Raw genomic sequence first — 26,523 nt, forward strand, 5'->3', positions numbered from 1 at the left:
AGCAACCTATGGAAAGACATTATTCCTTAATTTTAACAAGTTTAAACGATTTTTAAGCAGGGTAGAATAGATTTATGAATGTATTAGGAGGAGTTTATTTTGCAAGAAAAAGTACATATCAAAATTAATGGAGCCGAGACAGTTCTCGATGGCAACCAAACAGTATTACAGTTGCTTAATGAAAGTTCCATAGAGGTTCCAAGTGTTTGTTATCACCCTAGTTTAGGACCAATTGAAACTTGTGATACATGCCTGGTTAGTGTAAATGGAGAACTTGTAAGATCCTGCTCAACGCAAATCAAAGATGGAGATGTGATTGATACCCTGGCTCCTGATGTGAAAGAAGCGCAGGTAATGGCTATGGATAAGATACTGTATAACCATGAATTATACTGTACGGTTTGTGATTATAACAACGGTAATTGTGAAGTACACAATACCGTAAAAGAAATGAAAGTTAATCACCAAAGTGTACCATTTGATCAAAAACCATATGAAGTGGATTCATCGAACCCTTTTTACCGCTATGACCCTGATCAATGCATACTCTGTGGTCGTTGTGTAGAAGCGTGCCAAGATGTACAGGTTACGGAAACCTTGACAATTGATTGGGAAGCGAAAAGACCTCGTGTCATTTGGGATAATAATGTTCCTATTAATGAATCTTCATGTGTATCATGCGGTCATTGTGCAACCGTTTGCCCTTGCAACGCGATGATGGAAAAAGGAATGGAAGGGGAAGCGGGATTTTTAACAGGCATTGCTAAACAAACGCTGCGACCTATGATTGAAATCACGAAAAACGTTGAAACTGGATATGGCTCTATTCTTGCAATTTCTGATATGGAATCTGCCATGCGTGACGCAAGAATCAAAAAGACTAAGACCGTATGTACATATTGTGGCGTAGGATGTAGTTTCGATGTGTGGACAAAAGATCGAAAAATCCTAAAAGTGGAACCACATGCAGAAGCACCTGCAAATGGTATTTCCACTTGTGTAAAAGGTAAATTCGGTTGGGATTTCGTGAATAGTGAAGAAAGGCTAACTAAACCTCTTATCAGAGAAGGAGATGCTTTCCGTGAAGCCGAATGGGAAGAAGCCTTAAATCTTATTAGCAAAAAGTTTACTGAAATCAAAAAAGAAAATGGACCGGATTCTTTAGCTTTTATTTCTTCTTCTAAGTGTACAAATGAAGAATCCTACTTGATGCAAAAATTGGCAAGAAGCGTCATCGGTACCAATAACATCGATAACTGTTCAAGATACTGTCAAAATCCAGCAACTGTTGGTCTTTTCAGGACTGTTGGATATGGTGGAGACACTGGTGGAATTAAAGATATAGAAAAATCTGAACTGGTTTTGATTATTGGGTCGAATACTTCCGAATCTCATCCTGTTCTATCCACTAGGGTCAAACGTTCACATAAACTTGGAAAGCAAAAATTAATTGTTGCCGATATCAGAAAACATGAAATGGCGGAGCGCTCCGACTTATTCATTCAACCAGCACCAGGCTCAGATATCGTCTGGTTATCAGCTGTGTCTAAATATATCATTGATAAAGGCTGGGCAGACAAAAAATTCATCCGGGATCGTGTCAATGGCATGGATGAATATATTAGAAGTCTTGAGCCTTATACAATGGACTACGCAGAAAAGGCTACTGGAGTAAGTAAACAAGATCTTATTGCAATTGCAGAAGCGCTTCACGAAGCAAACACTGCGGTTTCTCTTTGGGCGATGGGCGTTACACAACATATAGGTGGAAGTGATACAAGTACTGCCATTTCCAATCTTATGCTAATTACAGGGAACTATGGAAAACCAGGAACAGGTACCTATCCTTTACGTGGTCATAATAATGTTCAAGGAGCTAGTGACTTTGGTAGTACCCCAGATAAACTTCCTGGTTATGAATACGTAACTGATAAAAAGGTAAGAGACAAATATGAAAAAATATGGGGCACATCTATACCTGCTTTACCTGGTCTTAACAATCATGAAATGGTCGAAGGCATTCATGAAGGCACATTGAAAGCCATGTATTTAAAAGGTGAAGATATGGGATTGGTTGACTCCAATATCAACTATGTTCATGATGCCTTTGAAAAGCTGGACTTTTTCGTAGTGCAAGATATCTTTTTATCAAGAACTGCAGAGTTTGCGGATGTGGTCCTTCCAGCAAGTCCAAGTTTTGAAAAAGAAGGAACGTTCACCAATACAGAGCGTCGTATTCAAAGGTTGTATCAAGTTTTTGAACCACTTGGTGAATCTAAACCTGATTGGCAAATCATTATGGAAGTAGCGAATAGATTAGGTGCTGGATGGAACTATGCTCACCCAGGTGAAATCATGGACGAGGCTGCTCGCTTATCACCAATTTATGCAGGGGTCAGCTATGATCGATTAGAAGGGTATAATAGCCTTCAATGGCCTGTTGCAGCCGATGGTCAAGATACACCACTTCTATTCACAGAAGACTTCCCATTCTCTGATGGTAAAGCTAGATTGTTCCCTGTTGAATGGTCGGAACCGGTTGATTTTGGAGAGGAATATGATATCCATGTAAATAATGGCCGATTATTAGAGCATTTCCATGAAGGAAACCTTACCTATAAATCGAAAGGCATCACATCTAAAACACCAAGGGTATTTCTTGAGGTGTCACCTGAATTGGCAGAAGAAAGAGGCCTTGAAGACGGTACGCTAGTTCGACTTTCATCACCGTATGGAAATGTAAAAGTTCAGTGTCTCATTACCGATCGGGTAAAAGGCAAAGAGGTGTACCTGCCAATGAACGATACAGGAGAAGGGGCAATCAACTATTTGACCAGCAGCTATGCTGATAAAGACACAGATACCCCAGCTTATAAAGAAGTGCAGGCAAAAATGGAAGTGTTGAAAGCCAAAGGAGAAAATCCATTACCTAGCATCAATCATCGTAATGGAAATCCTCAACCACAAATGGGAGTACAAGTTCAGAAAAAATGGGCTCGTGAAGACTATATTTTCCCTGGTGACCTCTTAAAAATAAAAAAGGAGGCGAGGAACCGTGGCTAAAGCGACAAAAGTGATCAATCGCATAGAACTCAGCGAGGAAGATGTACGAAAAATTGAGTTCGAAGATATCGAAAAAACGCTTCTTGAAAATAAAGAAGTTATCAAAGAAACGTTTGAAGTTATGAAGGGGATGCAGGACCGTGGGATACTTGCCATGGTTAACAGCCTGTTAAAGGAAGGAGATAAAGTCCTTAATATCCTGGTTAAAACAGCTGATACTCCTGAAACGGCCAATACATTAAAGAATTTACTTCTCATGCTTGGAACATTAGGGACTCTGAATGTTAAACAATTAGAACCACTCATCCTGAAAGTGAATTCAGGGATAGCTAGAGTCGCTGAAATTGAAAAGTCGGATGATAAACCTAGCTACCTTTCCATAGTACGTTCGTTAAACGTTAAAGAGATTAAACAAGCGATGACTTTTTTAATGACCTTCTTAAAAGGAATGGGAGAAGACACAAAAGAATTGGAACGAACTACTCAATTACCTGAGAATCAGCAATATCATAAAGAAAATGAACAGGCGAATATTCAAAGACCGACATCAAAGAAAGATTTCGGCTCAACTATGCCCAGTAAAAGCGGAAGAAAATCGAGAACAAGCAAAAACTGGTTCTGGATTGCAGCAGGAGCTTCCCTCATAACGATTCCGCTCATTTCAAAGAGAAAAAATCAAAAAAACACGGATCAATAGCACTAAAAAAGGGATCTTTTTCTGAAGATCCCTTTTTTATGATTTCACTTCCTAGGTTCCGCTTGTAGTTTATCATTTTTAAACATAAAATAAGAGTAACCAATATATTCAAGGAGTGTAGAAATGAATCTGAAATATACAGCTTTAACTCTAGGCATTTGTTCATCCTTACTACTTACAGCCTGTACTGAAGAGAAACATGTAGAAGAAAAAGAAACTAGTCATGAAAGTCATACAGAACATGCACATGAAGTTTCTGGAGATATTCAGGAAGAGACTAGTGACAAAGCTACAGCACCTGAATTTCTTGCTGAAAAACCTGAAGATATGAAAACCATCTATCTTGCAGTTGCCCAAAACCAAGAGCTATTAGAAAAAATACCGTGTTATTGTGGTTGTGGGGAAGAAGCTAATCATAAAAACAATTATGATTGTTTTATCCACGAAAATAAAGAAAATGGAGCAGTAGTGTGGGATGATCATGGAACGAAATGTGGAGTATGCTTAGAAATAGCCGCCCAATCCATTTTAGATTTAAATGATGGAATGACAATTAAGGAAATTCGGACCAAAGTAGACAAAGCATATAAAAAAGGATATGCGAAACCAACACCGACTCCTGAAGTATAATTAATTTAAAGCTAAAAAAGATGCTTGTTACTTAGCATCTTTTTTTGTGTTCATCCTATTATTAATCATTAAATAAAACAAACAAGTAATAATAAAAATTGGAATGGGAATACTTTCATTAAATGAAATACAAGGGAGTTTTTGTTTTGACTTTAATCCGTCTTGGTTATGTAGCAATGAGCACTCATGTGCCAAATTGTTCTCCTTCTCAAACAATGACTTATTCACAGTTTTCCAAGATAAAGGATAAGGAAGCGGCAATACGAAAGCTTGAAAGGATATCAGCTTCCAATCTCCAAAACTGCTGGCGTCTTCTCATTCATAATACCGCATATGATATCAAGTTCTTTCGCCTTTCTTCTAAATTAATACCTCTCGTCAATCATCCAGAAATCCCACAATGGGACTACCTTGAACCGATAGCGGATCAACTAAATAAGATAAAAGAATTCCTTATATCCCACCCAGAGATCCGGATCGATTTTCATCCCGATCATTTCATCATTCTAAATAGCAGCAATATCGATATACTAAAAACGTCATTAAAAACCCTGAAAATGCATTATTTGATATTGAAAAAAATCGGCCTGGATCCTGAGCATCGATGTGTTCTCCATGTAGGCGGTGGATATGGGGAAAATGAACAGGCTTTAGAACAATTCATTCATAATTGGGGTATAATACCAGAATCTCTTCAAAGGATGATCATCCTTGAAAATGATGATACAACTTTCACTCTATCGGAGACTCTCTACCTATGTGAAAAACTGGGGGTACCACTTGTATTTGATTATCACCACTATTTGGCACATCATTCTAAGGACGAAAACTGGATTGATAATTGGAGTCGGATTCTCAATACATGGCATCATTCTAAATTACCACCCAAAATGCATATATCAAGTCCGAGAAACGAAAATGAATTTCGGGCTCATGCTGATTATGTGGATGTAAATATGTTCATGGATTTTTTACGGCAAATCAAAGGTAGTCTACCACAACTTGATTGTATGATTGAAGCAAAGCAAAAGGACGGGGCGCTATTCCAGTTAATAGAACAACTAAAAGATTTTCCGGAAATTGAAATCATAGATGGAGGTAGTTTTTATATTCACTAATTTTCAAATCATTTTGCACTTGGGGATTTGTAGTAAAAATACCAAGTGCAGTTAATATCTATTAGTTTACATAATATAGTTATAGTAAATTATTAAAAGAGCTGCAGGTTGATTAAGTTATGGATGGAATTGGTAAAATTTACTTCATATTAATAATACAAGAAAAATAAATTAATTCACTAAAAAAACGAGCTCTTTATTTCTATTTTAAAGCCCTTATTTTAAAAGAGTAGAGTGATAGGTATCCAAAGCAATAAAATATCTCTATGGTGTCTTTAAAACTATTTAAAAGGGTCTTATATTATAGGAAGGATATTTTGAATTAATTTAGTTGAATTCAGGTTATTTATTTTTAAAATATTAAAATGGACTTATAAAATTCAATAGTATGTATGTTAGTTCATGCATGGAACATTCGATCAATAAAATCACTATAACATATCAAGATTATCAATCTTAATTGGTAGAGATACCCAGGACAAGATAGTATAAACTTCATCAATTCACATAAGAAAAGTTGATACACATAAAAAAACGACCTCCATAATTTGATTTTAAGGATATCGTTTTAAGATATTAGTATCATAGGTATCAATTCAGTTATAAACTCTATATTGCACGTTAAAAATCATTTAAGAAGATTTATAATAATTTGCTGTTTTTTTGACTATAATTACCGTAATATTCCGAATGTAACAAAGGACCTGTTTTGATACATTCGAAATCCCTTTAAATCAACGTTTATAGGGTATCTAAAAATCAAAAAACGTGGCTTTTTTTGATGCCTTCACGTACAATAAAAGGAGGGAAAGGGGGAGAAATGACAGATGCAAGGGACCTCACAAAAAATAAAAAATGTCCAGCCAATACGCCGACTGGATCACATAGAAAAGATGAAAAAGTCTCTATTAAAATATTGCAGCTACCGTGATTTCATGATGTTTACAATCGGGATAAACATCGGATTGCGAATTGGTGATCTCTTGAAGTTACGTGTAAAAGATATATTAGAAGGAACACATATTGTGATAGTTGAACAAAAAACGGAAAAAATTAAACGGTTCATAGTAAACCCACAACTTCGGAAAGATGTACGTAAGTATGTAAAAAAAATGAAATTGAAAAATGAAGATTATTTATTTCCAAGTAGAAAAGGAAATGGTCCCATAACTAGGGTGCAAGCGTACCGCGTTTTAAATAAAGCAGCAGAAATGGCAGATATACCAGATGTAGGCACCCACACACTCCGGAAAACTTTTGGTTATCTTCATTATCAGAAGTTCAAGGATATCGCTTTGCTCCAACAAATCCTTAATCACTCAAACCCGAAAGATACTATGATATACATAGGGCTCACACAAGATTTGATGGACGAAACATTGATGGATTTTTATTTTTAATCAAAGAGACCAGAAATGGTCTTTTTATAATTCATAATAATATTATGTAAACTAAATAAAATAAAATAAAATAAAAAAAACGTAACACTCTAAGTGGTTTGTAAAATATGGAACTTAATGACTATTTGTTTTTCTAGCCTGATGAAATCGCTTTATCAGTTGGTATCTTGTGTTTTAGCTCTAATATTGATACCATCTTTTATATATATAGAAAATTTCAACCAAAAAAGTCGATTCCATGCTTACAGGAATCGACTTTTTTGTCTGACTTGTTTAATTCTAGCCCGCTATAGTTAAAATAAAAGTAACAAGTAAAACATTAGAAGGTTAACACCCTCTGAAAATGTCAATAATACGACCGTCTAGTCAACCTTTTAGTTACTTTTCAATATAAATAGAACGAACAATGGTACGGTTAACAGCATGACCAGTTGTGTTTTTCCCCTTAACATCAATGGTTAGGTTATAAATACCGGATTCCGGAACGTCTGGAAGATCTCCAAAATAGGTGTCTGAATTAAATTTACTAATAGACCCTGTATTTTTAATATCAGCACCGTGCTCGTTTGTAAGGTGTATATCAAACGTTAATAGGTCAGTTACAAGGCTGCTTTTCGCAGTTGATTTGAGTACAAACTGTGCATCTTTCTGTTTTACTTTCCCTGGCATTTCAAGAATAAGTGGTTCTTTGTCATCAATTTTTGCGGTAAGTAAATAAGCATCTTTCTTAGCGTTTGTCTTCATTCGAATTACCCAGTTGCCAGCTTCCATATTCGATTGTTTTAATGTATGAACATATGCACCTCCTAAAAAAGATGTTTCCCCTTTAGAAGCTTGTGAAACGTGGGATTGAGAGTAAACAATTCCTGAAGGAGAAATCATTTCTGTTTCAACATCTGCGGTTGCTGTATAGATGGTTACTTCACCGTCTGCAGTTGCTTCATTCAAAGAGAAAGACTGTTCAATCCACTTATTTGTTTCTAAAGAACCACCGTGGATAATTTGATTGTGTGTAGTCGAAATATTTTCTTCTTCTTCAGCAGGCTGTTCACTTAAACTAGCAACGCCTGCAGTAGAGGAACTGCGTAAATAGGGTTCAATTCTCGAAAAAACGGCGGAGCCTGTACGGATATTGTCATGATCATATTTGGAATCAGTAAAGAGGTGGGTGCCATATGGTAATTTTGAACTCCAGTCATTGACAAGCCCATCATTACTACCATAAGAAGAGAGATACAGTCCTCCAATCGATAATGCGGATAACGCCGGTCCCTGATTGGTTCCGGTTAGTGTGTAATATTTATTCTTTCTTGAATTTGCATGATTGTCTATGACAGAACGAAATTCAGCCATTTCTCCAATTTGTAACGAGGCCGTTCCTTCATCATTCGCTCCGAGAAAAGAAGCAAGCCATCCAGCATACCAGCTGTTAGCCAAATCAGCCAAGTTGGAACCGTGATGAGGAGAGGCAAGCGTTATAACTCGACCCACATATGGATGTGCCCCATAAGTGACTAGAGCAGCTTGTGTATCTGGTCCCCCTTTACTATGAGCGATAATATTCACTTTTTTTCCACCAAAGTGTGCACTGATCTGAGCAAGCTTGGTAGCTAATAGTCTTCCATTTTTATATTGACTGGAAGACCCATTTCCTGCAGCATCATAAAGTTGAACAAAAACCGTTTGATAACCAGCTTCATATGCTTTGGTATACATATCATTAATTCCGTGATATTCCGTTTCACCATACCAGCTTGTTGAAGAACCATTTTTACCCTGAACAAAAACGATAGGGGGTCTAGTCGAATTATAATTAGGGGGGGTGCTACCTAAAAACCAATCACCAGGTGTAAAGCTTTCACTTGGAGGTTTTAGTTTTCCATAGGGCTGGATTTCTACAGCTGACGTTTTAGTTGGTGAATTCATGAATAAAAATGATGAAAATAGTAAAATGACAATAATCATTTGATACAACATTCTTTTCATAAGTATTCCTCCCAGTGATTTATCTTTTTCAAACCAACTCTTTACTCTTAAATGTTAATTCACGCAAGAACCATGTAAATCCTTTAATTAATAATAAAATGAGCGTAAAAGGCTAGCTGTAAAGTTTGAAATACGGAGAAAACAGGAGAAAGTTACTGGAGAAAAATTTAGGTGATGGGGCAAGATATATATATATAGTGAACAATAGTTTACATAACATAATTATGGATTACTAACGAATGTGAATGACAAATAGCCCTAGGAATATACCCCATGGCTTTCTGTCATTTTTTTATAGTTTTCAAAAAGAGCCATGAACTTTTAAAGTTCTATAGCTCCATTTACGTCATAGTTTTCTAAATCAATGTCTAATTCTTCATCAAGCGCCAGTTTTGCTAGTTGAGAGCCAATATACGGTCCCATCGTTAACCCTGAAGCACCAAGCCCGTTAGCGACAATGATGCCTTCCCATTCAGGAAGAGGGCCAATAACAGGAAGAAAACCAGGAGTAAAAGGTCTGAAGCCGACTCTTGCTTCAGTAAACGTACTGTTTACCAAACCAGGTGCGGTTTTTAAAGCTTTATCGAAAACCTCCTGCATACCTCCAGCCGTCATTCGGCAATCGAACACTTCCATATTTTCATGAGTGGCTCCTGCGACAATTTTATTTGAGTCGAAAGCCAATATGTATTGATCGGTTGGCGGCATGACAACAGGCCAGTTATTCGTGTTGTTATTTGGTAACTCCAGATGGATAATCTGGGCTTTTTGAAAGCTAACTTGAAAGTTGATTCCTAGTGGTTCAAGTAATTGAGACGCCCAGGCACCAGCACAGACAATTACTTTATCTGCCAGTATACGATTACCATCAACCGTTACACCAGTTACAGTGTTTCCGCTGTAATTAAGTGAAGCGTCTCCACTAATCAGTCTGGCGCCATTTTTTTGCGCCGCACGTAATAAGCTATCGCGAAGAGCGCGACCATCCACTCGTGCGGCACCGCTTATATGGACTGCTGCAGACTCACCTGAAAGTGGAGGAAAGAGAGCACTTGTTTCTTCCACACTGAGCAAAGTAATATCACCAATTTCCGGAGCCTCTTCTTTACGTTTTGTCGCTCTTTTTTGCATTCCAATCAGTTTTTCTTCATCTGTATGTAAGCTGATTGCCCCGACTTTAGCGTAACCCGTCTTTGTTTCCCCATCATTTTCAAGTTGTTTAATTAAACTTGGATAAAAGCGGGCCCCATTTTTAGCAAGGTGATACCATGCTTTGTTACGCCTTTGTGATATCCATGGACAGACGATGCCTGCCGCAGCAGCTGTGGCTTGTCCCTTATCCTGACGATCTATTATGACTACTTCAGCACCTTTTTTTATGAGCTGGTAGGCAGTAGATGCGCCTAAAATCCCTGCGCCTATTATAATAATTTTTTGCATATAAACATCCCATTTCTTTCATATGTATAAAGGTTCTTATATTACTATATCGAAGAGACTCACCGATTGCCACACTCGAATGGTATTTGATTATTCACACAGTTATTTTATCTCTGTAAGATATGCTATGATGAAGAGGAATAGGTTTGTAAAGATACTAGGAGGACGAATAACCATGTTAAAAAAGCAAATGGAAACATACATATCAAAGACTTTAAGCGGTAATACGATTGAATTACATACAGAAGAAAAGGAATATGCCAAAAAACATCAGTTGCTAACTGATGATATTATTATAGTAGACAAAGACAATACTATCCGCTTTACTGATGCTTATATCGAGCTTAGTAATAAAGAAACCGAAGAGTTAATTAAGGAAGAATCGGCTGCATTCCTATCGCAACCGATTGAATACCTGAAAACAAATAAAAATGAATTTCTGTACTTTGAATCGTCTTGGTTCGAAATAATCGGAGTTGAAGCACTTTCTTTAGAAGTAGATGATGTATTCGGGACATATAATGCTATGTTCGGGTTGAGATTCCAGAAAAAAATGGGAGATGCTCTTAAGGCATATTTTAATAACGAAGTACAAGGGGATATCGGCACGTTCAGCATGATGTTTAACCAAGGTGATGGGCTTTGGGACGTCAATTTTGCCTTAAATGGTGTAAAAGGATTTAAGGAAGAAATGTCGTTGAATCAAGCGTTTAACCTGATTTACCATTTTCTCTTTAATCTCAATGAAACCATCGAAGAAGGACAGTAAAATACGCGAAAGGACTTCATCAAATATTGATGGGGGCCTTTTTAAAATGAACCAATTATTAAATCGATTGATAGTACCATATACCATCTCTTTTATATTTTTGGCTTGGTTCCTTGAAGTAAAGGTACTGTAGATGGGCCAGTGTTTCTCCAATCAAACCGGATTCGTGAATAGACAGGTTTTAAACAGGATATTACAGGCAGCCTGTATTGTAGTTGGCTCTTATACTTTCGTAAGTTACATGTAACCATTCTTGATGGTGATTCTGTAATTCTTTTATTGGTATTCCTGAAAGGTTTTCGAATTTGAAGAACTAACATAATCTTCATTCAACCCATGAATTTTCTTTAAAGAAGTAAAAAATGACTCCAATAGATTGATGATTCCTTAAAACCAATAAAATATATTAGGGAAAATATGATCAGTAGAGAAAAGAACGCTATTTTTTTTATTGTACAACGTGATTAGACCATCTGAATGTCCTCGTGTAAAATCACTTTATATTCGTGTTTGCCGAATATAAGCGTCATCCCTTCAGCAGTCGATAAAGCTAATCCTCTTGCATACCACATGATTCATAATTATTTGCGAGGAAACCCTCCGGCATATCATGAGTGAGGAAGATATCGCTGATTTCGTATTTTTCAATGATGGGCTTCCATGTATCACGAGATGTTTGGTTATTTAATCCAGCATCGATAATTGTCCACACATCCGCGCTTTCAGCTAAAAAATAATGAACGTGATCCAACCTAAACAGTAAGGGAATGGTCACTTGAGTCACTCCCATTTCATTCAGCAAATATAACTTCTCCTTCCAATACCAAACTTTTTATACCTAATAAAAATATGAGTATGATGAATATTCTAACTATAAAGATTATAATTAACCTTAAATAAACTTTATCTAAAGGAGAGCTGAGGTATGAAAGTCGTTATTGCACCAGATTCCTTTAAAGGATGTTTGACCGCCTTTGAGGTTGCGCAGGCGATCGAGCGTGGTATCAAAAGGGTAATGCCTGCAGCAGAGACACTATTAGTTCCAATGGCAGACGGTGGTGAGGGGACAATGGAGAGTCTAATAACAGCAACGAATGGTCGAAAAGTTGAAGTTACAGTCAGGGGGCCTCTACTTGACAGGGTGCAAGCTGCATATGGGATTTTAGGGGATGAAGAAACATGTGTGATTGAAATGGCCTGTGCATCTGGTTTATGTCTAGTTGAGCCCGGTAATCTAAATCCATTAATTACGACGACATATGGGATGGGAGAGCTTATTCAAAAAGCACTGAATGATGGTTATCGAAAATTCATTTTAGCCCTTGGTGGGAGCGCGACTAATGATGCGGGTGTTGGCATGCTCCAGGCGTTAGGAATAAATATGTTAGATAATGAAGGGATAAATGTAGGATTTGGAGGAGCTGAACTATCAAGGATTGTAGAGATTGATATGCAAGATTTTGATTCTAGAATAGCGGAATGTGAATTTTTAATTGCGACTGATGTTCAAAATCCGTTGATTGGTGCAGATGGTGCATCTAAAGTATTCAGTCCACAAAAAGGGGCAACACCCGTTATGGTTGAAACTCTGGAGGAAGCTTTATCAATCTGGGCCGATTTGGTGGAGATCAAGACGGGTATGCGTTTACATAGTAAAGCTGGGGCTGGTGCAGCAGGAGGCATTGGAGGAGCCTTTCAAGCTTTTTTCCCTTCTCAAACGAAAAGAGGCGTCGATATCGTCAATAAATTTACGAATCTTACAGAAAAATTATCCGGGGCACAATGTGTTTTTACTGGAGAGGGACAAATCGATTACCAAACGGCATCCGGGAAAACACCGATGGGAGTGGCAGAGGAAGCCAAGAAGAAGAGAATTCCTGTATTTGCTCTAGCTGGTTCAATCGGAACAGGATTTGAAGTTTTGTATAAACATGGTATTACGAGTGTGCACAGTATTGTAAACACTCCCATGTCGATACAAGAAGCTTTAGAACGTGGAGCTGAGTTATTAGAGAATCTAGCTGAGCAAGTCATGCGCACCTATATGGCTTCTCTAGAACAGTAGTTGTTAGTATAAGTCATTTATCATTACTTAAAAGTTTGTATCAAGGCTTTTAAACATCGCGAATTTATTGAACACAGTATACTTGCTGTGTTTTTTTATGTTTAAATGAGGATATTCCTTACAATTTCTTGACTATATTAATGATTCTAGACGAAAGGGTTCAATACTTAGTTATTATACGTATGCATTCGACACAAAAGCACATTCTATACATAACTCGTATGGCTTCATTTTTGCATTCACATAGTCCTATATGAAAAAAAGAGGTGAGTTGATGGAAGAACCAATTGTGACAGTAAGGAATGTATCAAAAATTTTCGGGAAGTCTCCAAAAACTGCGCTCGAATTATTGGAAAAAGGCAAATCAAAGAGGGATATTTTAAAAGAAACAGGTCAGACAGTCGGAGTGAATAAAGTGAACTTTGAAATCTATCCCGGCGAAATATTCGTGATAATGGGCCTATCAGGAAGCGGAAAATCAACCTTAATTCGTATGTTCAACCGTTTAATTGCTCCTACAAGAGGGGAAATCCTAATCAATAACGAAGATATCCTTAAAATGAATGCTTCTCGATTAAGGGATGTTAGGAGAAAAAAGATAAGTATGGTGTTTCAAAATTTCGCTTTATTCCCTCATAAAACAATCTTGGAAAACACGGAGTTTGGTCTTGAAATCCAAAAGATTGCTGTGGAAGAACGGAAAAAAAGGGCGATGCAATCCCTTGAGATTGTTGGATTGAAGGGGTATGAAAATCAACTTCCCTCCCAACTAAGCGGGGGTATGCAGCAACGTGTTGGCTTAGCCCGGGCACTTGCTAGCCATACGGATATCATTTTAATGGATGAAGCTTTCAGTGCACTTGATCCTCTCATTCGAAAAGATATGCAGGATGAATTGCTCGAGATCCAAGACCAATTTAAGAAAACCATCATTTTCATTACACATGATTTGGATGAAGCTTTACGAATCGGGGATAGAATCGCCCTAATGAAGGATGGGAGTGTGATTCAACTCGGGACGCCTGAACAAATTATGATGAACCCTGCGAATGAATACGTGGAGAAGTTTGTCGAAGATGTGGACCTTTCCAAAGTATTAACAGCCTCTCACGTTATGAAAAGAGCAGAGAAAATCAGTATGGACCGTGGTCCAAGGGTTGCCTTGGAAATCATGCGTAAACAAGGGTATTCAAGTATCTTTGTTGTGGATCGAAGACTGAAATTGTTGGGTGTTTTAACAGCTGAGCAGGCCCGTAAGGCAATAGACAATCATCAATCCATATCAGAGGCCATGACAATAGATATCCCTTTGGCTAAGGAAGATCAGTTACTTATAGAGATCCTGGATGTTATGTCTACATCGTCAATCCCGATATCTGTTGTAGATGATGAGAAGAGATTGAAAGGAATCATAATCCGAGGAGCCGTAATTGGTGCTTTGGCCGGTAATAAAGATTCCTTGAACGAGATGGAAGTGAATACATGAATATCGCCAGAATTCCTTTAGGTACTTGGGTCGATAAATTAGTTGATTGGATAACAGTCACATTCGCTGGATTATTTTCCTTTCTAACACGTTTAATTGAGGGTATATTAAACATCCTCGTTGATGCTTTAAGTATTGGGCCCCCAGTGATTTTAATCATATTTTTGACGCTTTTGGTCGCATATACAAGTAAATGGAAATTAGGCTTATTTACAGTAATAGCCTTACTATTAATCGATAACCTTGGCTATTGGGAAGCTAGTGTTCAAACTTTGGCCCTCGTTCTTTCATCGGCACTCTTAACGATAGCGATTGGCATTCCGATAGGGATTTGGGCTGCACAAAGCTCTTCTGCGAGAAAAATCATCATTCCAACTTTGGATTTTATGCAGACAATGCCAGCTTTTGTGTATTTAATTCCAGCAATTTTGTTTTTTGGAATTGGTGTGGTCCCAGGGATTTTTGCTTCAATAATATTTGCTGTTGCACCAACAATTCGATTAACTAATCTTGGCATACAAGAAGTACCTAAGGATTTAATTGAAGCTTCTGATGCATTCGGTTCAACAAGCAATCAAAAACTATTCAAGGTTCAATTGCCTTTAGCGGCACCAACCATTTTTGCCGGAATTAATCAAAGTATCATGTTAGCTTTATCCATGGTGGTTATAGCTTCCTTGGTGGGAGCTCCAGGACTAGGTGCGGAAGTCTATCGTGCTGTAGCCCAAATCAAAGTAGGACAAGGATTTGAGGCCGGCCTTTCAATCGTTATCATCGCCATCATCTTGGATCGAATTACACAGAATTTGCGTAATCCGGCATATAAGCAAGTATTGAACAAAAAAATTGCCTTCTCCTTTTTCGGTATTTTATTTCTCGCCGCCTGTATTTTTGCCGCTTTTCAAGGACAGGATACATCCGAGCAAAATCCAAATAGTGTTGGTAGCCTGACCGATTATGAAATTATTGGGATAGACCCCGGTGCAGGAATCATGAAATCTACCAACAAGGCAATGGAAGATTACAAACTCGATGACTGGACTCTCGTCGAAGGTTCTTCAGCAGCCATGACTGCAGAATTGAAAAAAGCGTATAACAAAAAAGAACCAATCATTATTACAGGCTGGACACCTCACTGGATGTTCCAATCATTCGACTTGAAATACCTCAAAGATCCAAAAAACTCCTTTGGGAAGGATGAGGACATTCATACGATTACAAGGAAAGGCCTCGAAAAGGATGCCAAGGGAGCCTATACTATACTGGACCAATTCTTCTGGGAATCGAGTGACATGGAAGAAGTGATGGCGGATACGGCAACAGGTATGGATCCCAAAGAAGCCGCGGAAAAATGGATAGCAGCACATCCTGATAAAGTTACAAAGTGGACAGACGGGGCGAAAAAAGGGAATGGAGAAAGTATCAGTCTTGTCTATGTTGCATGGGAATCCGAAATCGCCAGTACCAATGTAATCGGAAAAGTCTTGGAACAGCAAGGATACGACGTTACCCTAAAACAAGTAGAAATTGGACCTATGTTTGCAGGAATTGCAAATGGAAGTGCTGATGCGATGGTTGCCGCTTGGCTACCAACCACTTCAGCTGAATACTATGAAGAATATAAAGACGATATTGTAGATCTTGGGCCAAACCTAAGAGGAACCAAACTTGGGTTAGTGGTACCAACATATATGGATATCGATTCCATTGAGGACTTAAATAAGTAATGGAAAGGGATTCTCAATTTGAGAGTCCCTTTCTCCCTTAGGTCAAGAATTAAGGGAGAAGAATGCTACAACGTGGCCCAGGGAAACATGTATCTCATAAAACAAGGCAGCAATATAATCACCAATGGGAGAAAACAGATACTAAATACAAAAGATAAGAATGTTAGGTCCCTTAACAAAATGGTTATATTTTATATAATATAAATATGTTTTAAACCTTCAATATAACAGAAGCAATTTTAAAAGGGTTTAAATATGCAGTCTTGTCATGCTATAAGTGGGTATGATGTTTGTATAATTGGGGTTATCTTTAAGAATACTACAAAGTTTTTCTATATTACCATAAGAAAAAGGGTATACTAGATAGATAAGAATATATTCTTAGGAACACATGTAATATCGGGGTGATTTATTCTTGACCCGAATCTTACATACAGACAGAAGGAGAATTGATACGTTTGAATAACAAAGAAGCAAAAGCAATCGAGTTACCGGCAAATTATGAGGAATTAAAGAAATCAGCCCATCGCACCTCGAACTGGAGAGAGCGTCTAGATGCTATCGAAGAGTTAGGGCAGTTGAAAAACCAACAGGTAATTGACATGCTTACACATATTATGAAAAATGATGCTGTATATAAAATACAAGAAGCGGCTTACCGTCAATTAAAAGGGTTAGGCGAAGATGTTCAGTTACCTCCTAAGAAAAAAGGTGAATTGTTTAAAGGCGTAACAAAAGTCTTGGTAAGAATTAAGAAAAGTTTGCCTGAAGGCCATACCTATAGCGAGTTCAAAGAGAAGTTTAAAAAGATGAGAATCGATATATATGATGCCTACGAAGGTGAAAAGGGAGCAGATTTTGATAAGTGGCTTCAATCTACTTGGGAAGGCTTATCGAAAAAGTAATAGGATTTAGTTTCATAGCATAAGAAAAAGGAGCAATTATTTTGCTCCTTTTTCTTATGCTTAACTGTTATGTTATGAACGAGTACTCACTTCCGTTTCCGTATAAAATAGTCAGAAATTATTGAAAAGAGCTATTATGTTCTTTGAATCGTAAAAGTTAGTTATAGTAATGTTGCCCCGAGACTCATTTTCTTTATAACTCAACATAATGATAGTAATACCATATTTGTACTCAAACATGACCGGGGGATAAAGAAAATGAATCAAATTTTTAAAATTCTGGAAGAAGCACATGATACTTCGATGGAATGTGTTCTAGCTACAATTATTCACGTAAACGGTTCGGCTTACTTACGCGAAGGTACCTCGATGCTCATAAAAAAGGATGGGACTTACACGGGTATAATTAGTGCAGGTTGTGTTGAAACAGATATAGTGCACCATTCTAAAAGAGTATTTGAAAGTCAAGAACCGGAAACCATCGTCTATAACTTGGAAAATAATGAAGGCTTAGATTGGGGAGTATCTACAGGCTGTAAGGGAATCTTATATATTTTACTTGAGTATGTTGACCAAAACCTTAAGGAAAACATCATCTTGATAAAGGATACGCTTAAACAGGGGATGGAAATCAATTATCAAAGAGTACTCACTAAGGATTGGTCAATATTATCATCTCATTTTGCTTCACCTTCTTCAGATACAGATCAATTACCTGATATCCTACTTTCTGAAAATCCACACGCTACTTATGTTTATAATCAAACATTCACTCCCAAACCACGATTGATTATTTTCGGGGCAGGCTTAGATGCAATTCCGTTGGTAACCTTGGCTGCCTCAGCAGGTTTTTTAGTGACGGTTTGTGATTGGAGAGAATCCCTTTGTAATGACCGTAACATACCTGCAGCGGATACCTATGTCATTGGTTTTCCAAATGAAATCATCAGCCAATTCACCTTCAAGAAAGAAGATTATGTCATTATCATGACTCATAACTTTCAGAGAGATAAGGAGATTCTTTCACTGATCAAGCACCAGCCATTATTTTATATAGGCATTTTAGGTTCAAGAACACGGACAGCTAGACTTTTTGAAATGGATATCCCTAAGAATATCCACGCTCCCATTGGGTTAACCATTGGAGCGGAAGGCCCATACGAAATCGCAGTCAGTATTGTAGCGGAATTAATTCAATTTAAAAGAAAAAAGAGAGCCTCATGAAAATTACCGGAATTTACTTGGCGGCAGGATATAGTGAACGTATGGGGGTGATGAATAAATTAACGTTGAAATTGGGAAATAAAGAAATGGGAAGATGGGGCTTGGAAAGGGCCATAGATTCTAACCTGGATGAGATTATCATCGTAGCTCAAGACCGAAGTGCATTGGATTTATCTGGATTATCCACCAAGAACGTAACCACAATTGAAATTACAGAATGTAGGGAAGGGCAATCACACTCACTCAAGACTGGATTAAAACAAGCATACTCTTTAAACTCTGATGCTGTAGTGGTTTTGCTTGCTGATCAGCCATTCATTACAACACAAATGATAAATGAACTACTTCAAATATATAAAAAGAATCCTACTACCTCCTTTGTTGCCTCTACTTTTCATGACATTGTACAGCCACCTGTTCTTATAGCTAACCATCTATTTCCCAAAATCCTACTCCTAAAAGGAGACCAAGGTGCGAAGCAGGTCTTAAAAGGAAAAATGGAGCAAGGAATACTTTTACCTTTTTACGACGAGCAACTGTTTACTGACATTGATTATATGGAAGAGTACGTGTTTTGGAAAAAACAAGTAGAATCAATAAGATAATGAGGGGATTTTCATGGAGATCATAGGAAAAGGTGTGATTCGTAAAGATGCTTGGGATAAGGTTACCGGTAAAGCTCGGTATACAGGAGATCATCAGGATAGAAATATCCTTTCCGTTAAAAAGGTGATCAGTCCTTATGCTCATGCACTCATTAGAAAGATTGACATATCAAAGGCTGAAAAATTTGTAGGAGTACGTGCAATCATTACGGGTGGGAATCTACCGCTAACGGGTGAAGAGATTAGAGATCGTTATCCCATAGCTCAAGACAAAGTTCGTTATCATGGCGAAGTTGTCGCACTTGTTGTTGCGGACACTCCCAAGCAAGCCAGGATGGCCGCTGATCAGATAAAAGTCGTTTATGAACCGTTACCTGTTGTCAATTCTCCAACTGAAAGTTTAAATCCTTCATCTCCTCTACTCCACGCACATTTAGGTACATATACAAAAATATCCGAAGTATATCCTGAACCAGGAACTAATATAGCAAATCGTACGAAAATCAGAAAAGGAGATAAAGAGAGGGGGTGGAGAGAGAGCGATATTATTATAGAAGAGAAGTTCTCTTTTGCCCCTTCTGATCATGCTGCTATGGAAACAAGATGTTCATTAGCAGAAATTCATGGAGATCAAAAGGTCTTCATCACTTCTTCTTCGCAAGCTCCTTTCATGATCAAGCGGCTGATAAGTGATTACTTTGGCGTTGAAATTGGAGACGTCGTCGTAAACACTCCTTTGGTTGGAGGAGGATTCGGCGGTAAAGCCTCAGTTCAACTTGAACTTTTAGCTTATATCGCTTCTAAAGCGGTCGGTGGAAAGTTGGTTAAGGTGGAAAACAGTCGTGAAGAGGACATTATGACCTCCCCATGCCATATAGGTTTAGATGCGACAGTGAAACTGGGATGCTCTCGGTCCGGTTTCCTTAAGGTAGCGGAATTGAATTATCTCTGGGACGGGGGAGCGTATGCCGATAAGGCTACAGACCTTAGTCGTGCTGGAGCAGTGGACTGCACAGGTCCGTACCATATTGAAAATGTTTGGTGTGATTCTCTCTGTATGTATACAAATCACCCATATGCTTCTCCCTATCGAGGGTTTGCACACGCAGAGGTCTTGTTTGCTTTTGAGAGGACCATGGATTCTCTTTCTAAAAAACTTGGCATGGATCCACTTGAACTTCGTGAAAGGAATGCGATACTCCCTGGACACTCTACTCCAACTCAAGTTACGTTGAATTCAAGTACAGTAGGAAATCTTCCAGAATGCATACATGTTCTTAAGAAAAAAATGAACTGGGGAGAAGGACAGTTCATTAGAAAAAATGACAGGATAATAACGGCCAAAGGAATTGCATGCGTATGGAAAAATTCTACCATTGATACAAACGCAGGATCGGGTGTGATTTTAACATTTAATCCTGATGGGAGTGTTAATCTTTTATCAGGAGTAGTCGAAATCGGTACTGGGACGAAAACGGTATTGGCACAGATTGTTTCTGAGAAATTGAAGATAGAAGTTGATCGGGTGAAAGTTCAGATGGAAGTCCATACACAAAGTACTCCTGAGCATTGGAAGACGGTCGCCAGTCGTGGAACGTTTATGGCAGGAAGAGCGGCGATCCAAGCTGCCGAAGATGCTATCTTTCAAATAAAAAAACTGGCTGCGATTGTATTAGGTGTTCCCATGGAAGACATTGAAATAGGTCAAGAAATGGTATATCTCAGGGGTGATCCAACAATTCGCAAGCCTTTCAAAGAGCTAGTTTATGGATATACCTATCCTAATGGAAATGCCATTGGAGGACAAATCATCGGCAGAGGACATTATATAACTCCTCATATATCCAAATTAGATCATGAAACGGGTGCAGGTAACCCAGGACCTGAATGGACAGTAGGCGTCCAAGGGGTTGAAGTAGAATACGATACCCAGGAATATACCTACAAAGTAGTAAAAGCGATATCTGTCATCGATGCTGGGAAAGTCCTGAACCAGAAAACGGCAGAAGGGCAAATAATGGGTGCTATGAGTATGGGTCTAGCGTTCGCTGGTCGTGAAACTTTTTATTTTGATGATGTAGGCAGGGTCCTTAACCCGCAATTCAGGACGTATCGACCTTTACGATATGGTGAGAATCCTGAATATATTTGTGAGTTTTTAGAAACCCCACATTTAGAGGCACCATACGGAGCAAGAGGTCTTGGTGAACATGGCCTGTTAGGGATGCCGGCTGCTTTAGGTAACTGTTTATCTCTTGCTGCGGGCATACCATTGAATCAATTGCCCTTACTTCCTGAACTAATTTGGAAAGGGAAAAAGGGAGGCAACACGGATGCTACCCTTTAATTTTACTTATTATAAACCAGAATCGATCCAAGAAGCGTTAGAACTATATCAAACACTGAAAGTACAAGGGAAAACCCCTTTGTATTATGGTGGAGGAACAGAGATCATAACATTGGGACGACTGAATCTTGTATATGCCGATGCCATCATTGATTTAAAAGGAATTGATGAATGTAAGATATTCGAAGTTCAAAACGATAAACTGATTATTGGATCAACGGTGAGCCTGAGTGTTTTTGAAGCTAAAGAACTTTTCCCTTTATTAACGGATACTTCCAAAGAGGTTGCAGACTATACATCAAGAAATAAAATCACAATTGGTGGAAACATCTGTGGAAGAATTTTTTATAGGGAGGCCGTACTTCCCTTTTTATTAGCCGATAGTGCTGTAATTACTGCGGGCCCTAAAGGAATAAGAAAATTATTATTGAGTGAAATCTTTCATAAAGAATTACAACTGGAAGAAGGGGAAATCCTAGTTCAAATTATTACAGAAAAAGAGTATCTCCATGCACCGCATCTTAGTATAAAGAAACGGAAACAATGGGATACGGGATATCCACTTTTAACTGTGGCCTCCTTAAAAAAAGACGGATATCTACGGTTTGCATTCAGTGGGGTATGTCCATATCCCTTCCGCTCAATTTCAATGGAAGAAATTCTTAATGACCAGAAATTATCTTATAAAGATCGAGTTTTAGCCTCTTTTGAGCACCTGCCTAATCCAATTTTAAACGACATTGAAGGATCTAATGAATATCGTCTATTTGTATTAGAACATACGCTATCTTCTATTTTGTCACGTTTAGGTGGTGAATAACATGAATCAAAAAATGACGATTACCTTAGAAATAAACGAAGAAAGGTATGAGAAGGATATACTGGCCTCAGACCTATTGCTAAATGTACTACGAAATATGGGACTTACTGGTGCCAAGCCAGGATGTTTAAACGGTGATTGCGGGGCGTGTACAGTAATTATAGATAAACAGCCAATGAAATCATGTCTACTATTGGCCATTGAAGCGATTGATACCGAAATCATTACAATTGAAGGTCTTACCAATACCCCGATTCAAAAGGCTTTTGTTGAGCATTTTGCTTTTCAATGTGGGTACTGTACACCTGGCTTTATAATGAATGCGACGGCTTTACTCCTTAATGACAACGACCCCAGTCCTGAGAAAATCAAAACATGCCTTTCTTCGAATATTTGTCGGTGCACTGGTTATAAGGAAATTGAAGAAGCGATACGTTCCGCCATAAACACTATTAAAATCAATAAATGAAGTGACATATTTCTGTTCACCTGAATAAAATGCCTACATGGGGAGTGATGATATTGAATAATTCCTGTGAGAGGGATACCAATTTAACAGTTATTCACTCCTTTCAGCGTAGTATCGAAATTACGACAGCCATCTTATTATTAACCGGACAAATCACCATTATCGGTATATTTGTTAGACCAGCCAGATTTAGCCTTTCGTTAGGTGGTCCCCTTTTTGGGGGACATCGTTTGGAAGGGAAAAATCAAGAGGAAGCGGGAAATCTTTTTATCGATATACTTGATATCATTTTAGCTATATTACTTATCAATAACGTCATCCATGTTACGGGCACATTTATTTCTTCTGGTGATTTTTCCATTAATGTTTCAGGCCCCATTTTCGGTTACCCTGAAGTTGTTCCCGCACTGCCCATCGAAGATTATGACTTTTTTAATAAAATCGTAAGTAAGTATTACATCGTCCAACCGGAAATGGTAACTACTTTAAGAGGGAATGAGTAAAATGTCGTTAACAGATATACCTACCGTAAAAAGTTCGAGGTACAATGCATTTCTAATAGCCCTGCCTATAATTTTTTTCATATTTTTCTTTACTCAACAAAAAACCACGGATCATTAAACCGCATGAAGGGTGTATCATCATATTATAGAAATTCAGAGGTAAAGCATATTCAACTGGCTTTACCTTTCGTATTTTATAAATTTCATGGACTAAAGTGTCAGGCAATTTCAAAAAATACAGCTTTTTCTTACTGGACGAAAATACGTAAAGTCTCTTAACGTACTTCTATCTTTCAGTAACGGGGAAATAGGTTTCAATACTCCTGACTGTTAAATTGTATTAGATTTATTTGAAGTACTCTTGTAAGTAAAGGGGAAATCTCTTGAAATCTTACATTCATTTTATTTTTGGCTGTGTTAAAGGTAAAGGTCGATTAATAAAATAGACAATTTGAGATTGGGCATTTATGTTAAAATGAATATGAGATTGTGAAAATTTCTACATAAACTAACGGAGCAGGTTAGTGAAATAAAGTGAAATGATAAAATAAGAAAAAAACAATGTATGAGAGGTGCTATTATGAACAAAGTTTTTATTATCGATGGAGATAAATTTTCTAACTTTAAGGGGTTTTGTAAGGAGTTTTCAGATATAGTCCTCTCTGGAAAATATAAGTGGCACGGAAATCTAGATGCTTTCAATGATATTTTGTTTGGAGGTTTCGGAGATATAGAAAACGAACAACAATTTACTATTATTTGGAGAAATTCTGCTAAATCTAAAGTGGATTTGGGGTACAGTGAAACGATAGTTAAACTAAATGAGAAGTTGAAAAATTGCCATCATGGCAATAAAGAGAAAGTAATTCAAGAAATACAGGATGCAAAAATGAACAAAGGTCCTACAATATTTGACTTGATTGAGGAAATTATCCTTGATAACGAAAATGTAACGTTGATCTTAGAGTAAACCTTATTCAAGTAACGGTTGCTTTAGAAAAAATGGACAATCAAATAAATGAGCTTGGAGATACATTTCCAAGTTCATTTTTTATGTAAACCATTGATGAATATTTGTGATTTCCTATTAGAAATACTTTGTAATTTTAGAAAGGAATGCTTCTAAGTCTTAATGTATCTGCGGTTTCCCAAGTTCCGAGAACACTTGATAAAATAAGCATCAGCTTTTTCTTGCTTAAATCACTTTCCATTTTCCTAATGTCCAGGAACTGAAACCACACTAAATAGAGCTGTAAATATTTCGTAGAAACGCCATTAAATCGACTTATCCATTTCTTTAGTCTGGAGTGGTAATTATTAATATTGTTAAGATGGTAGATTCCTTTCTTAACAAATTCTTTCTTACTGCCATTTATAATAATGTGTTCCAAATCGTTTTTAGCCGAATAAGATCTATATGAATTATGAGCATTAGAAATAAGCACCGTATCACTTTGGAAATGGGGGGTAAGGGTTACCTCGATTTGTTCGGTTAGAATTCTGCCTGAACCGACACGCTTTGAAAGAGTTGTTTTATTTCGGTCTCTTGCGACCAATACACAGACTTGTTCATTGGAGATACCTCTTTTTGACGCTGAACCACCACGTTTTCTTGATTTGCGAGTTTGGATAGCCTTTCGACCTTTATCTCTCTAAGAAATAGGTTTCATCTACCTCTACCATTCCTTCAAATTCACCTATAGTTTCTTTCGTAAGAGCAGACAACACTTTATGTCTCCAGTAAAAAGCAGTTACGTGAGTGATACCAACTATTTCGGCTGTATTACGAAGAGATAGTCCCCTCAACATACATTCAATAAACGCAATCCATTTGTCTGCCTTTTTTGAACGATACATAGGTGAATTTGTTAAATCACTGCTCATTTTAATACAATCTTTGCACTTATAACGTTGGCGACCATTTCGCTTTCCATAGCGAACAACTGACATACTTTCACAATGACGGCAATGAAAGCCGTGAGAAAATTTTCTCTCTCTTAATTCACCTATTAAAGCTCCTTGTTGAGAAGCAGAAGGAGTAAAGTGGCGGGTAAGAAACCCTAATATATATTCTTTATCCCTCTCGTTTAAAGAAGAAATATCAGCTAATATGGTCGCCACAGTCATTTGAATTACCCCTTTTTTCATAAATACAGTCAGGATACCACAAATGATTACGATTTATTCAAAATCAACCAAGGACTTTAACATAGCCTTATTTTTTATATAAGAGTGTAAAATATTATACATTTATCTAAATATTTTGAATTATAAGTGTAAGCGTTTTCTTATACAATTATATTTAAGAAAGGAGGATGTTTTCATGAATGTACCACAAGAACTGAATCTTAAGAGAGTAGCAAAAAGTAAAAAACGAACTAAAAAATTCAAACTAGATAAATGGTTACCGTATTTATTTTTACTTCCTGCAACATTGATGATTAGTATATTTCTCTTTTATCCCATTGCCACTGTGTTTTATTACAGCCTTCAAAACTATGATATTTCCGCTCCGTTTTATAATAGTTTTGCAGGATTCGACAACTTTAAAAAAATCTTTACCACAGATTCTCTCTTCATCCCGAGTTTATGGAATTCGTTGAAATGGGTTGGTAGTCAGGTAATCTTGCAATTAATATGTGGACTTGGAATAGCGTTGCTCTTAAATCAAAAGTTTCGCTTTAGAGGTGCCGTACGAGCAGCGGCATTTATCCCTTGGGCCATTTCAGGTGTGTTGGCCTCCGTTATGTGGTCTCTTATGTACAATGAGCATATGGGAGTATTCAATGATATTTTGATGCGAATAGGATTGATCAATGAAAACAGAGCATGGCTTTCGGATAAGGGAACAGCCTTCATATCAGTCATTCTTGCAGAACTGTGGAGAGGAATTCCTTTTTTTGCGATAACTCTATTAGCTGCTTTACAAAGTATACCAGAAGAGTTATATGAAGCCGTGAAGGTCGATGGTGCTGGGCGCTGGAAGTCCTTCTTGCATGTAACCCTACCGCATTTAAAAACAGCAATCATTTTAACCACTCTACTTCGAGTCATTTGGGAATTCAATAATGTTGATCTTATCTTTAACCTAACAGGTGGGGGACCAGCTCATTCGACGACAACACTAACTATGTACATAGCGGAACAAGCTGTACACGGAAGCAATTTCGGTTATGGCTCTGCTTTGACTGTTGTATCCTTCGTCATCTTACTTGTCTTTGCAGCAATTTATCTGCGAATCACGAGATTTGAAAGAGAGGATAGTTAAG

The 26,523-nt window shown here is 37.6% G+C and carries 20 protein-coding genes and 2 pseudogenes; 18 read left to right on the forward strand and 4 right to left on the reverse strand.

The features are described from left to right. The first annotated feature begins 99 nt into the window (after positions 1-99). From fdhF to ACQKL5_RS10515, 5 genes and pseudogenes are all read left to right on the forward strand, one after another. Positions 100-3,063: a formate dehydrogenase subunit alpha gene (fdhF, locus tag ACQKL5_RS10495; protein WP_427608569.1), complete on the forward strand. Its 2,964-nt coding sequence runs from the start codon at positions 100-102 to the stop codon at positions 3,061-3,063. After that, positions 3,056-3,622 (forward strand): annotated as a pseudogene (locus ACQKL5_RS10500) (DUF1641 domain-containing protein); the annotation flags it as partial. The gene fdhF and the pseudogene ACQKL5_RS10500, both read left to right, overlap by 8 nt. A gap of 261 nt (positions 3,623-3,883) precedes the next feature. Next, positions 3,884-4,390, forward strand: a complete 507-nt coding sequence (locus tag ACQKL5_RS10505) for a PCYCGC motif-containing (lipo)protein (RefSeq protein WP_427608571.1) — start codon at positions 3,884-3,886, stop codon at positions 4,388-4,390. Between the two features lie 146 nt (positions 4,391-4,536). Continuing rightward, positions 4,537-5,508, forward strand: coding sequence for a UV DNA damage repair endonuclease UvsE (gene uvsE, locus ACQKL5_RS10510; RefSeq protein ID WP_427608573.1), 972 nt, complete (start codon positions 4,537-4,539; stop codon positions 5,506-5,508). 827 nt (positions 5,509-6,335) lie between these two features. Beyond that, positions 6,336-6,908, forward strand: a complete 573-nt coding sequence (locus tag ACQKL5_RS10515; protein WP_427608575.1) for a tyrosine-type recombinase/integrase — start codon at positions 6,336-6,338, stop codon at positions 6,906-6,908. A gap of 378 nt (positions 6,909-7,286) precedes the next feature. On the opposite strand, the gene ACQKL5_RS10520 is transcribed toward ACQKL5_RS10515, so the two are convergent. Together ACQKL5_RS10520 and ACQKL5_RS10525 are read right to left on the reverse strand one after the other, a co-directional pair. Then, positions 7,287-8,894 carry an esterase/lipase family protein gene (locus tag ACQKL5_RS10520; RefSeq protein WP_427608576.1) on the reverse strand — a complete coding sequence of 536 codons (1,608 nt, stop codon included), beginning with the start codon at positions 8,892-8,894 and terminating at the stop codon, positions 7,287-7,289. 321 nt (positions 8,895-9,215) lie between these two features. Beyond that, positions 9,216-10,334, reverse strand: coding sequence for an NAD(P)/FAD-dependent oxidoreductase (locus ACQKL5_RS10525; protein ID WP_427608578.1), 1,119 nt, complete (start codon positions 10,332-10,334; stop codon positions 9,216-9,218). A 175-nt stretch (positions 10,335-10,509) separates the two neighbouring features. On the opposite strand from ACQKL5_RS10525, the gene ACQKL5_RS10530 reads away from it, so the two are divergent. Further along, the gene (locus tag ACQKL5_RS10530) at positions 10,510-11,103 is read left to right on the forward strand and encodes a branched-chain amino acid aminotransferase (RefSeq protein WP_427608579.1); all 594 of its coding nucleotides are present in this window, start codon (positions 10,510-10,512) and stop codon (positions 11,101-11,103) included. Positions 11,104-11,653: 550 nt separating this feature from the next. Here the strand turns inward: ACQKL5_RS10530 and ACQKL5_RS10535 are convergent. Beyond that, positions 11,654-11,905 carry a hypothetical protein gene (locus tag ACQKL5_RS10535; RefSeq protein ID WP_427608580.1) on the reverse strand — a complete coding sequence of 84 codons (252 nt, stop codon included), beginning with the start codon at positions 11,903-11,905 and terminating at the stop codon, positions 11,654-11,656. A 123-nt stretch (positions 11,906-12,028) separates the two neighbouring features. On the opposite strand from ACQKL5_RS10535, the gene ACQKL5_RS10540 reads away from it, so the two are divergent. The 11 genes from ACQKL5_RS10540 to ACQKL5_RS10590 all read left to right on the forward strand — a co-directional run bounded on the left by ACQKL5_RS10540 (position 12,029) and on the right by ACQKL5_RS10590 (position 24,224). Beyond that, a complete protein-coding gene (locus ACQKL5_RS10540) occupies positions 12,029-13,168 on the forward strand; it encodes a glycerate kinase (protein ID WP_427608581.1) in 1,140 nt (379 codons plus the stop codon). A gap of 274 nt (positions 13,169-13,442) precedes the next feature. After that, positions 13,443-14,654: a quaternary amine ABC transporter ATP-binding protein gene (locus ACQKL5_RS10545; protein WP_427608583.1), complete on the forward strand. Its 1,212-nt coding sequence runs from the start codon at positions 13,443-13,445 to the stop codon at positions 14,652-14,654. Beyond that, on the forward strand, positions 14,651-16,381 hold the full coding sequence (locus ACQKL5_RS10550) for a glycine betaine ABC transporter substrate-binding protein (RefSeq protein ID WP_427608585.1): 1,731 nt from the start codon (positions 14,651-14,653) through the stop codon (positions 16,379-16,381). The genes ACQKL5_RS10545 and ACQKL5_RS10550 overlap by 4 nt, the downstream gene beginning before the upstream one ends. Positions 16,382-16,839: 458 nt before the next feature. Beyond that, positions 16,840-17,286: a HEAT repeat domain-containing protein gene (locus tag ACQKL5_RS10555; RefSeq protein WP_427608587.1), complete on the forward strand. Its 447-nt coding sequence runs from the start codon at positions 16,840-16,842 to the stop codon at positions 17,284-17,286. Between the two features lie 258 nt (positions 17,287-17,544). Then, positions 17,545-18,510 carry an XdhC family protein gene (locus tag ACQKL5_RS10560; protein WP_427608589.1) on the forward strand — a complete coding sequence of 322 codons (966 nt, stop codon included), beginning with the start codon at positions 17,545-17,547 and terminating at the stop codon, positions 18,508-18,510. Continuing rightward, entirely contained in the window at positions 18,507-19,115 is a 609-nt protein-coding gene (locus tag ACQKL5_RS10565) for a nucleotidyltransferase family protein (protein ID WP_427608591.1), read from the forward strand. The genes ACQKL5_RS10560 and ACQKL5_RS10565 overlap by 4 nt, the downstream gene beginning before the upstream one ends. Before the next feature lie 13 nt (positions 19,116-19,128). After that, positions 19,129-21,462: a xanthine dehydrogenase family protein molybdopterin-binding subunit gene (locus ACQKL5_RS10570; RefSeq protein ID WP_427608593.1), complete on the forward strand. Its 2,334-nt coding sequence runs from the start codon at positions 19,129-19,131 to the stop codon at positions 21,460-21,462. Then, complete coding sequence (locus ACQKL5_RS10575; protein WP_427608595.1) at positions 21,449-22,282, forward strand: FAD binding domain-containing protein; 834 nt, start codon at positions 21,449-21,451, stop codon at positions 22,280-22,282. The genes ACQKL5_RS10570 and ACQKL5_RS10575 overlap by 14 nt, the downstream gene beginning before the upstream one ends. 1 nt (position 22,283) lies before the next feature. Continuing rightward, on the forward strand, positions 22,284-22,751 hold the full coding sequence (locus ACQKL5_RS10580; RefSeq protein WP_427608596.1) for a (2Fe-2S)-binding protein: 468 nt from the start codon (positions 22,284-22,286) through the stop codon (positions 22,749-22,751). A gap of 47 nt (positions 22,752-22,798) precedes the next feature. Then, positions 22,799-23,254 carry a hypothetical protein gene (locus ACQKL5_RS10585; protein WP_427608796.1) on the forward strand — a complete coding sequence of 152 codons (456 nt, stop codon included), beginning with the start codon at positions 22,799-22,801 and terminating at the stop codon, positions 23,252-23,254. Between the two features lie 580 nt (positions 23,255-23,834). After that, entirely contained in the window at positions 23,835-24,224 is a 390-nt protein-coding gene (locus ACQKL5_RS10590; RefSeq protein WP_427608598.1) for a barstar family protein, read from the forward strand. A gap of 136 nt (positions 24,225-24,360) precedes the next feature. Here ACQKL5_RS10590 and ACQKL5_RS10595 read toward each other — a convergent pair. Continuing rightward, positions 24,361-25,381, reverse strand: a pseudogene (locus tag ACQKL5_RS10595) (IS1595 family transposase). Positions 25,382-25,577: 196 nt separating this feature from the next. On the opposite strand from ACQKL5_RS10595, the gene ACQKL5_RS10600 reads away from it, so the two are divergent. Next, positions 25,578-26,522, forward strand: a complete 945-nt coding sequence (locus tag ACQKL5_RS10600) for a carbohydrate ABC transporter permease (RefSeq protein ID WP_427608599.1) — start codon at positions 25,578-25,580, stop codon at positions 26,520-26,522. The last annotated feature ends 1 nt before the right edge of the window (position 26,523 follow it).

This window comes from Peribacillus sp. NPDC097675, assembly GCF_050277655.1.
In the GTDB taxonomy this organism is placed as follows: Bacteria; Bacillota; Bacilli; order Bacillales; family DSM-1321; genus Peribacillus.

Excerpts from the sequence above, each read along its gene's own strand:
- ACQKL5_RS10585 (WP_427608796.1), top strand. The coding sequence starts at position 22,799 with ATGATATTGAATAATTCCTGTGAGAGGGATACCAATTTAACAGTTATT.
- ACQKL5_RS10520 (WP_427608576.1), bottom strand. The coding sequence starts at position 8,894 with ATGAAAAGAATGTTGTATCAAATGATTATTGTCATTTTACTATTTTCA.
- ACQKL5_RS10515 (WP_427608575.1), top strand. The coding sequence starts at position 6,336 with ATGCAAGGGACCTCACAAAAAATAAAAAATGTCCAGCCAATACGCCGA.
- ACQKL5_RS10600 (WP_427608599.1), top strand. The coding sequence starts at position 25,578 with ATGAATGTACCACAAGAACTGAATCTTAAGAGAGTAGCAAAAAGTAAA.
- ACQKL5_RS10550 (WP_427608585.1), top strand. The coding sequence starts at position 14,651 with ATGAATATCGCCAGAATTCCTTTAGGTACTTGGGTCGATAAATTAGTT.
- ACQKL5_RS10545 (WP_427608583.1), top strand. The coding sequence starts at position 13,443 with ATGGAAGAACCAATTGTGACAGTAAGGAATGTATCAAAAATTTTCGGG.
- ACQKL5_RS10505 (WP_427608571.1), top strand. The coding sequence starts at position 3,884 with ATGAATCTGAAATATACAGCTTTAACTCTAGGCATTTGTTCATCCTTA.
- ACQKL5_RS10590 (WP_427608598.1), top strand. The coding sequence starts at position 23,835 with ATGAACAAAGTTTTTATTATCGATGGAGATAAATTTTCTAACTTTAAG.
- ACQKL5_RS10570 (WP_427608593.1), top strand. The coding sequence starts at position 19,129 with ATGGAGATCATAGGAAAAGGTGTGATTCGTAAAGATGCTTGGGATAAG.
- ACQKL5_RS10575 (WP_427608595.1), top strand. The coding sequence starts at position 21,449 with ATGCTACCCTTTAATTTTACTTATTATAAACCAGAATCGATCCAAGAA.
- ACQKL5_RS10580 (WP_427608596.1), top strand. The coding sequence starts at position 22,284 with ATGAATCAAAAAATGACGATTACCTTAGAAATAAACGAAGAAAGGTAT.
- ACQKL5_RS10530 (WP_427608579.1), top strand. The coding sequence starts at position 10,510 with ATGTTAAAAAAGCAAATGGAAACATACATATCAAAGACTTTAAGCGGT.
- ACQKL5_RS10540 (WP_427608581.1), top strand. The coding sequence starts at position 12,029 with ATGAAAGTCGTTATTGCACCAGATTCCTTTAAAGGATGTTTGACCGCC.
- ACQKL5_RS10525 (WP_427608578.1), bottom strand. The coding sequence starts at position 10,334 with ATGCAAAAAATTATTATAATAGGCGCAGGGATTTTAGGCGCATCTACT.
- ACQKL5_RS10565 (WP_427608591.1), top strand. The coding sequence starts at position 18,507 with ATGAAAATTACCGGAATTTACTTGGCGGCAGGATATAGTGAACGTATG.
- ACQKL5_RS10560 (WP_427608589.1), top strand. The coding sequence starts at position 17,545 with ATGAATCAAATTTTTAAAATTCTGGAAGAAGCACATGATACTTCGATG.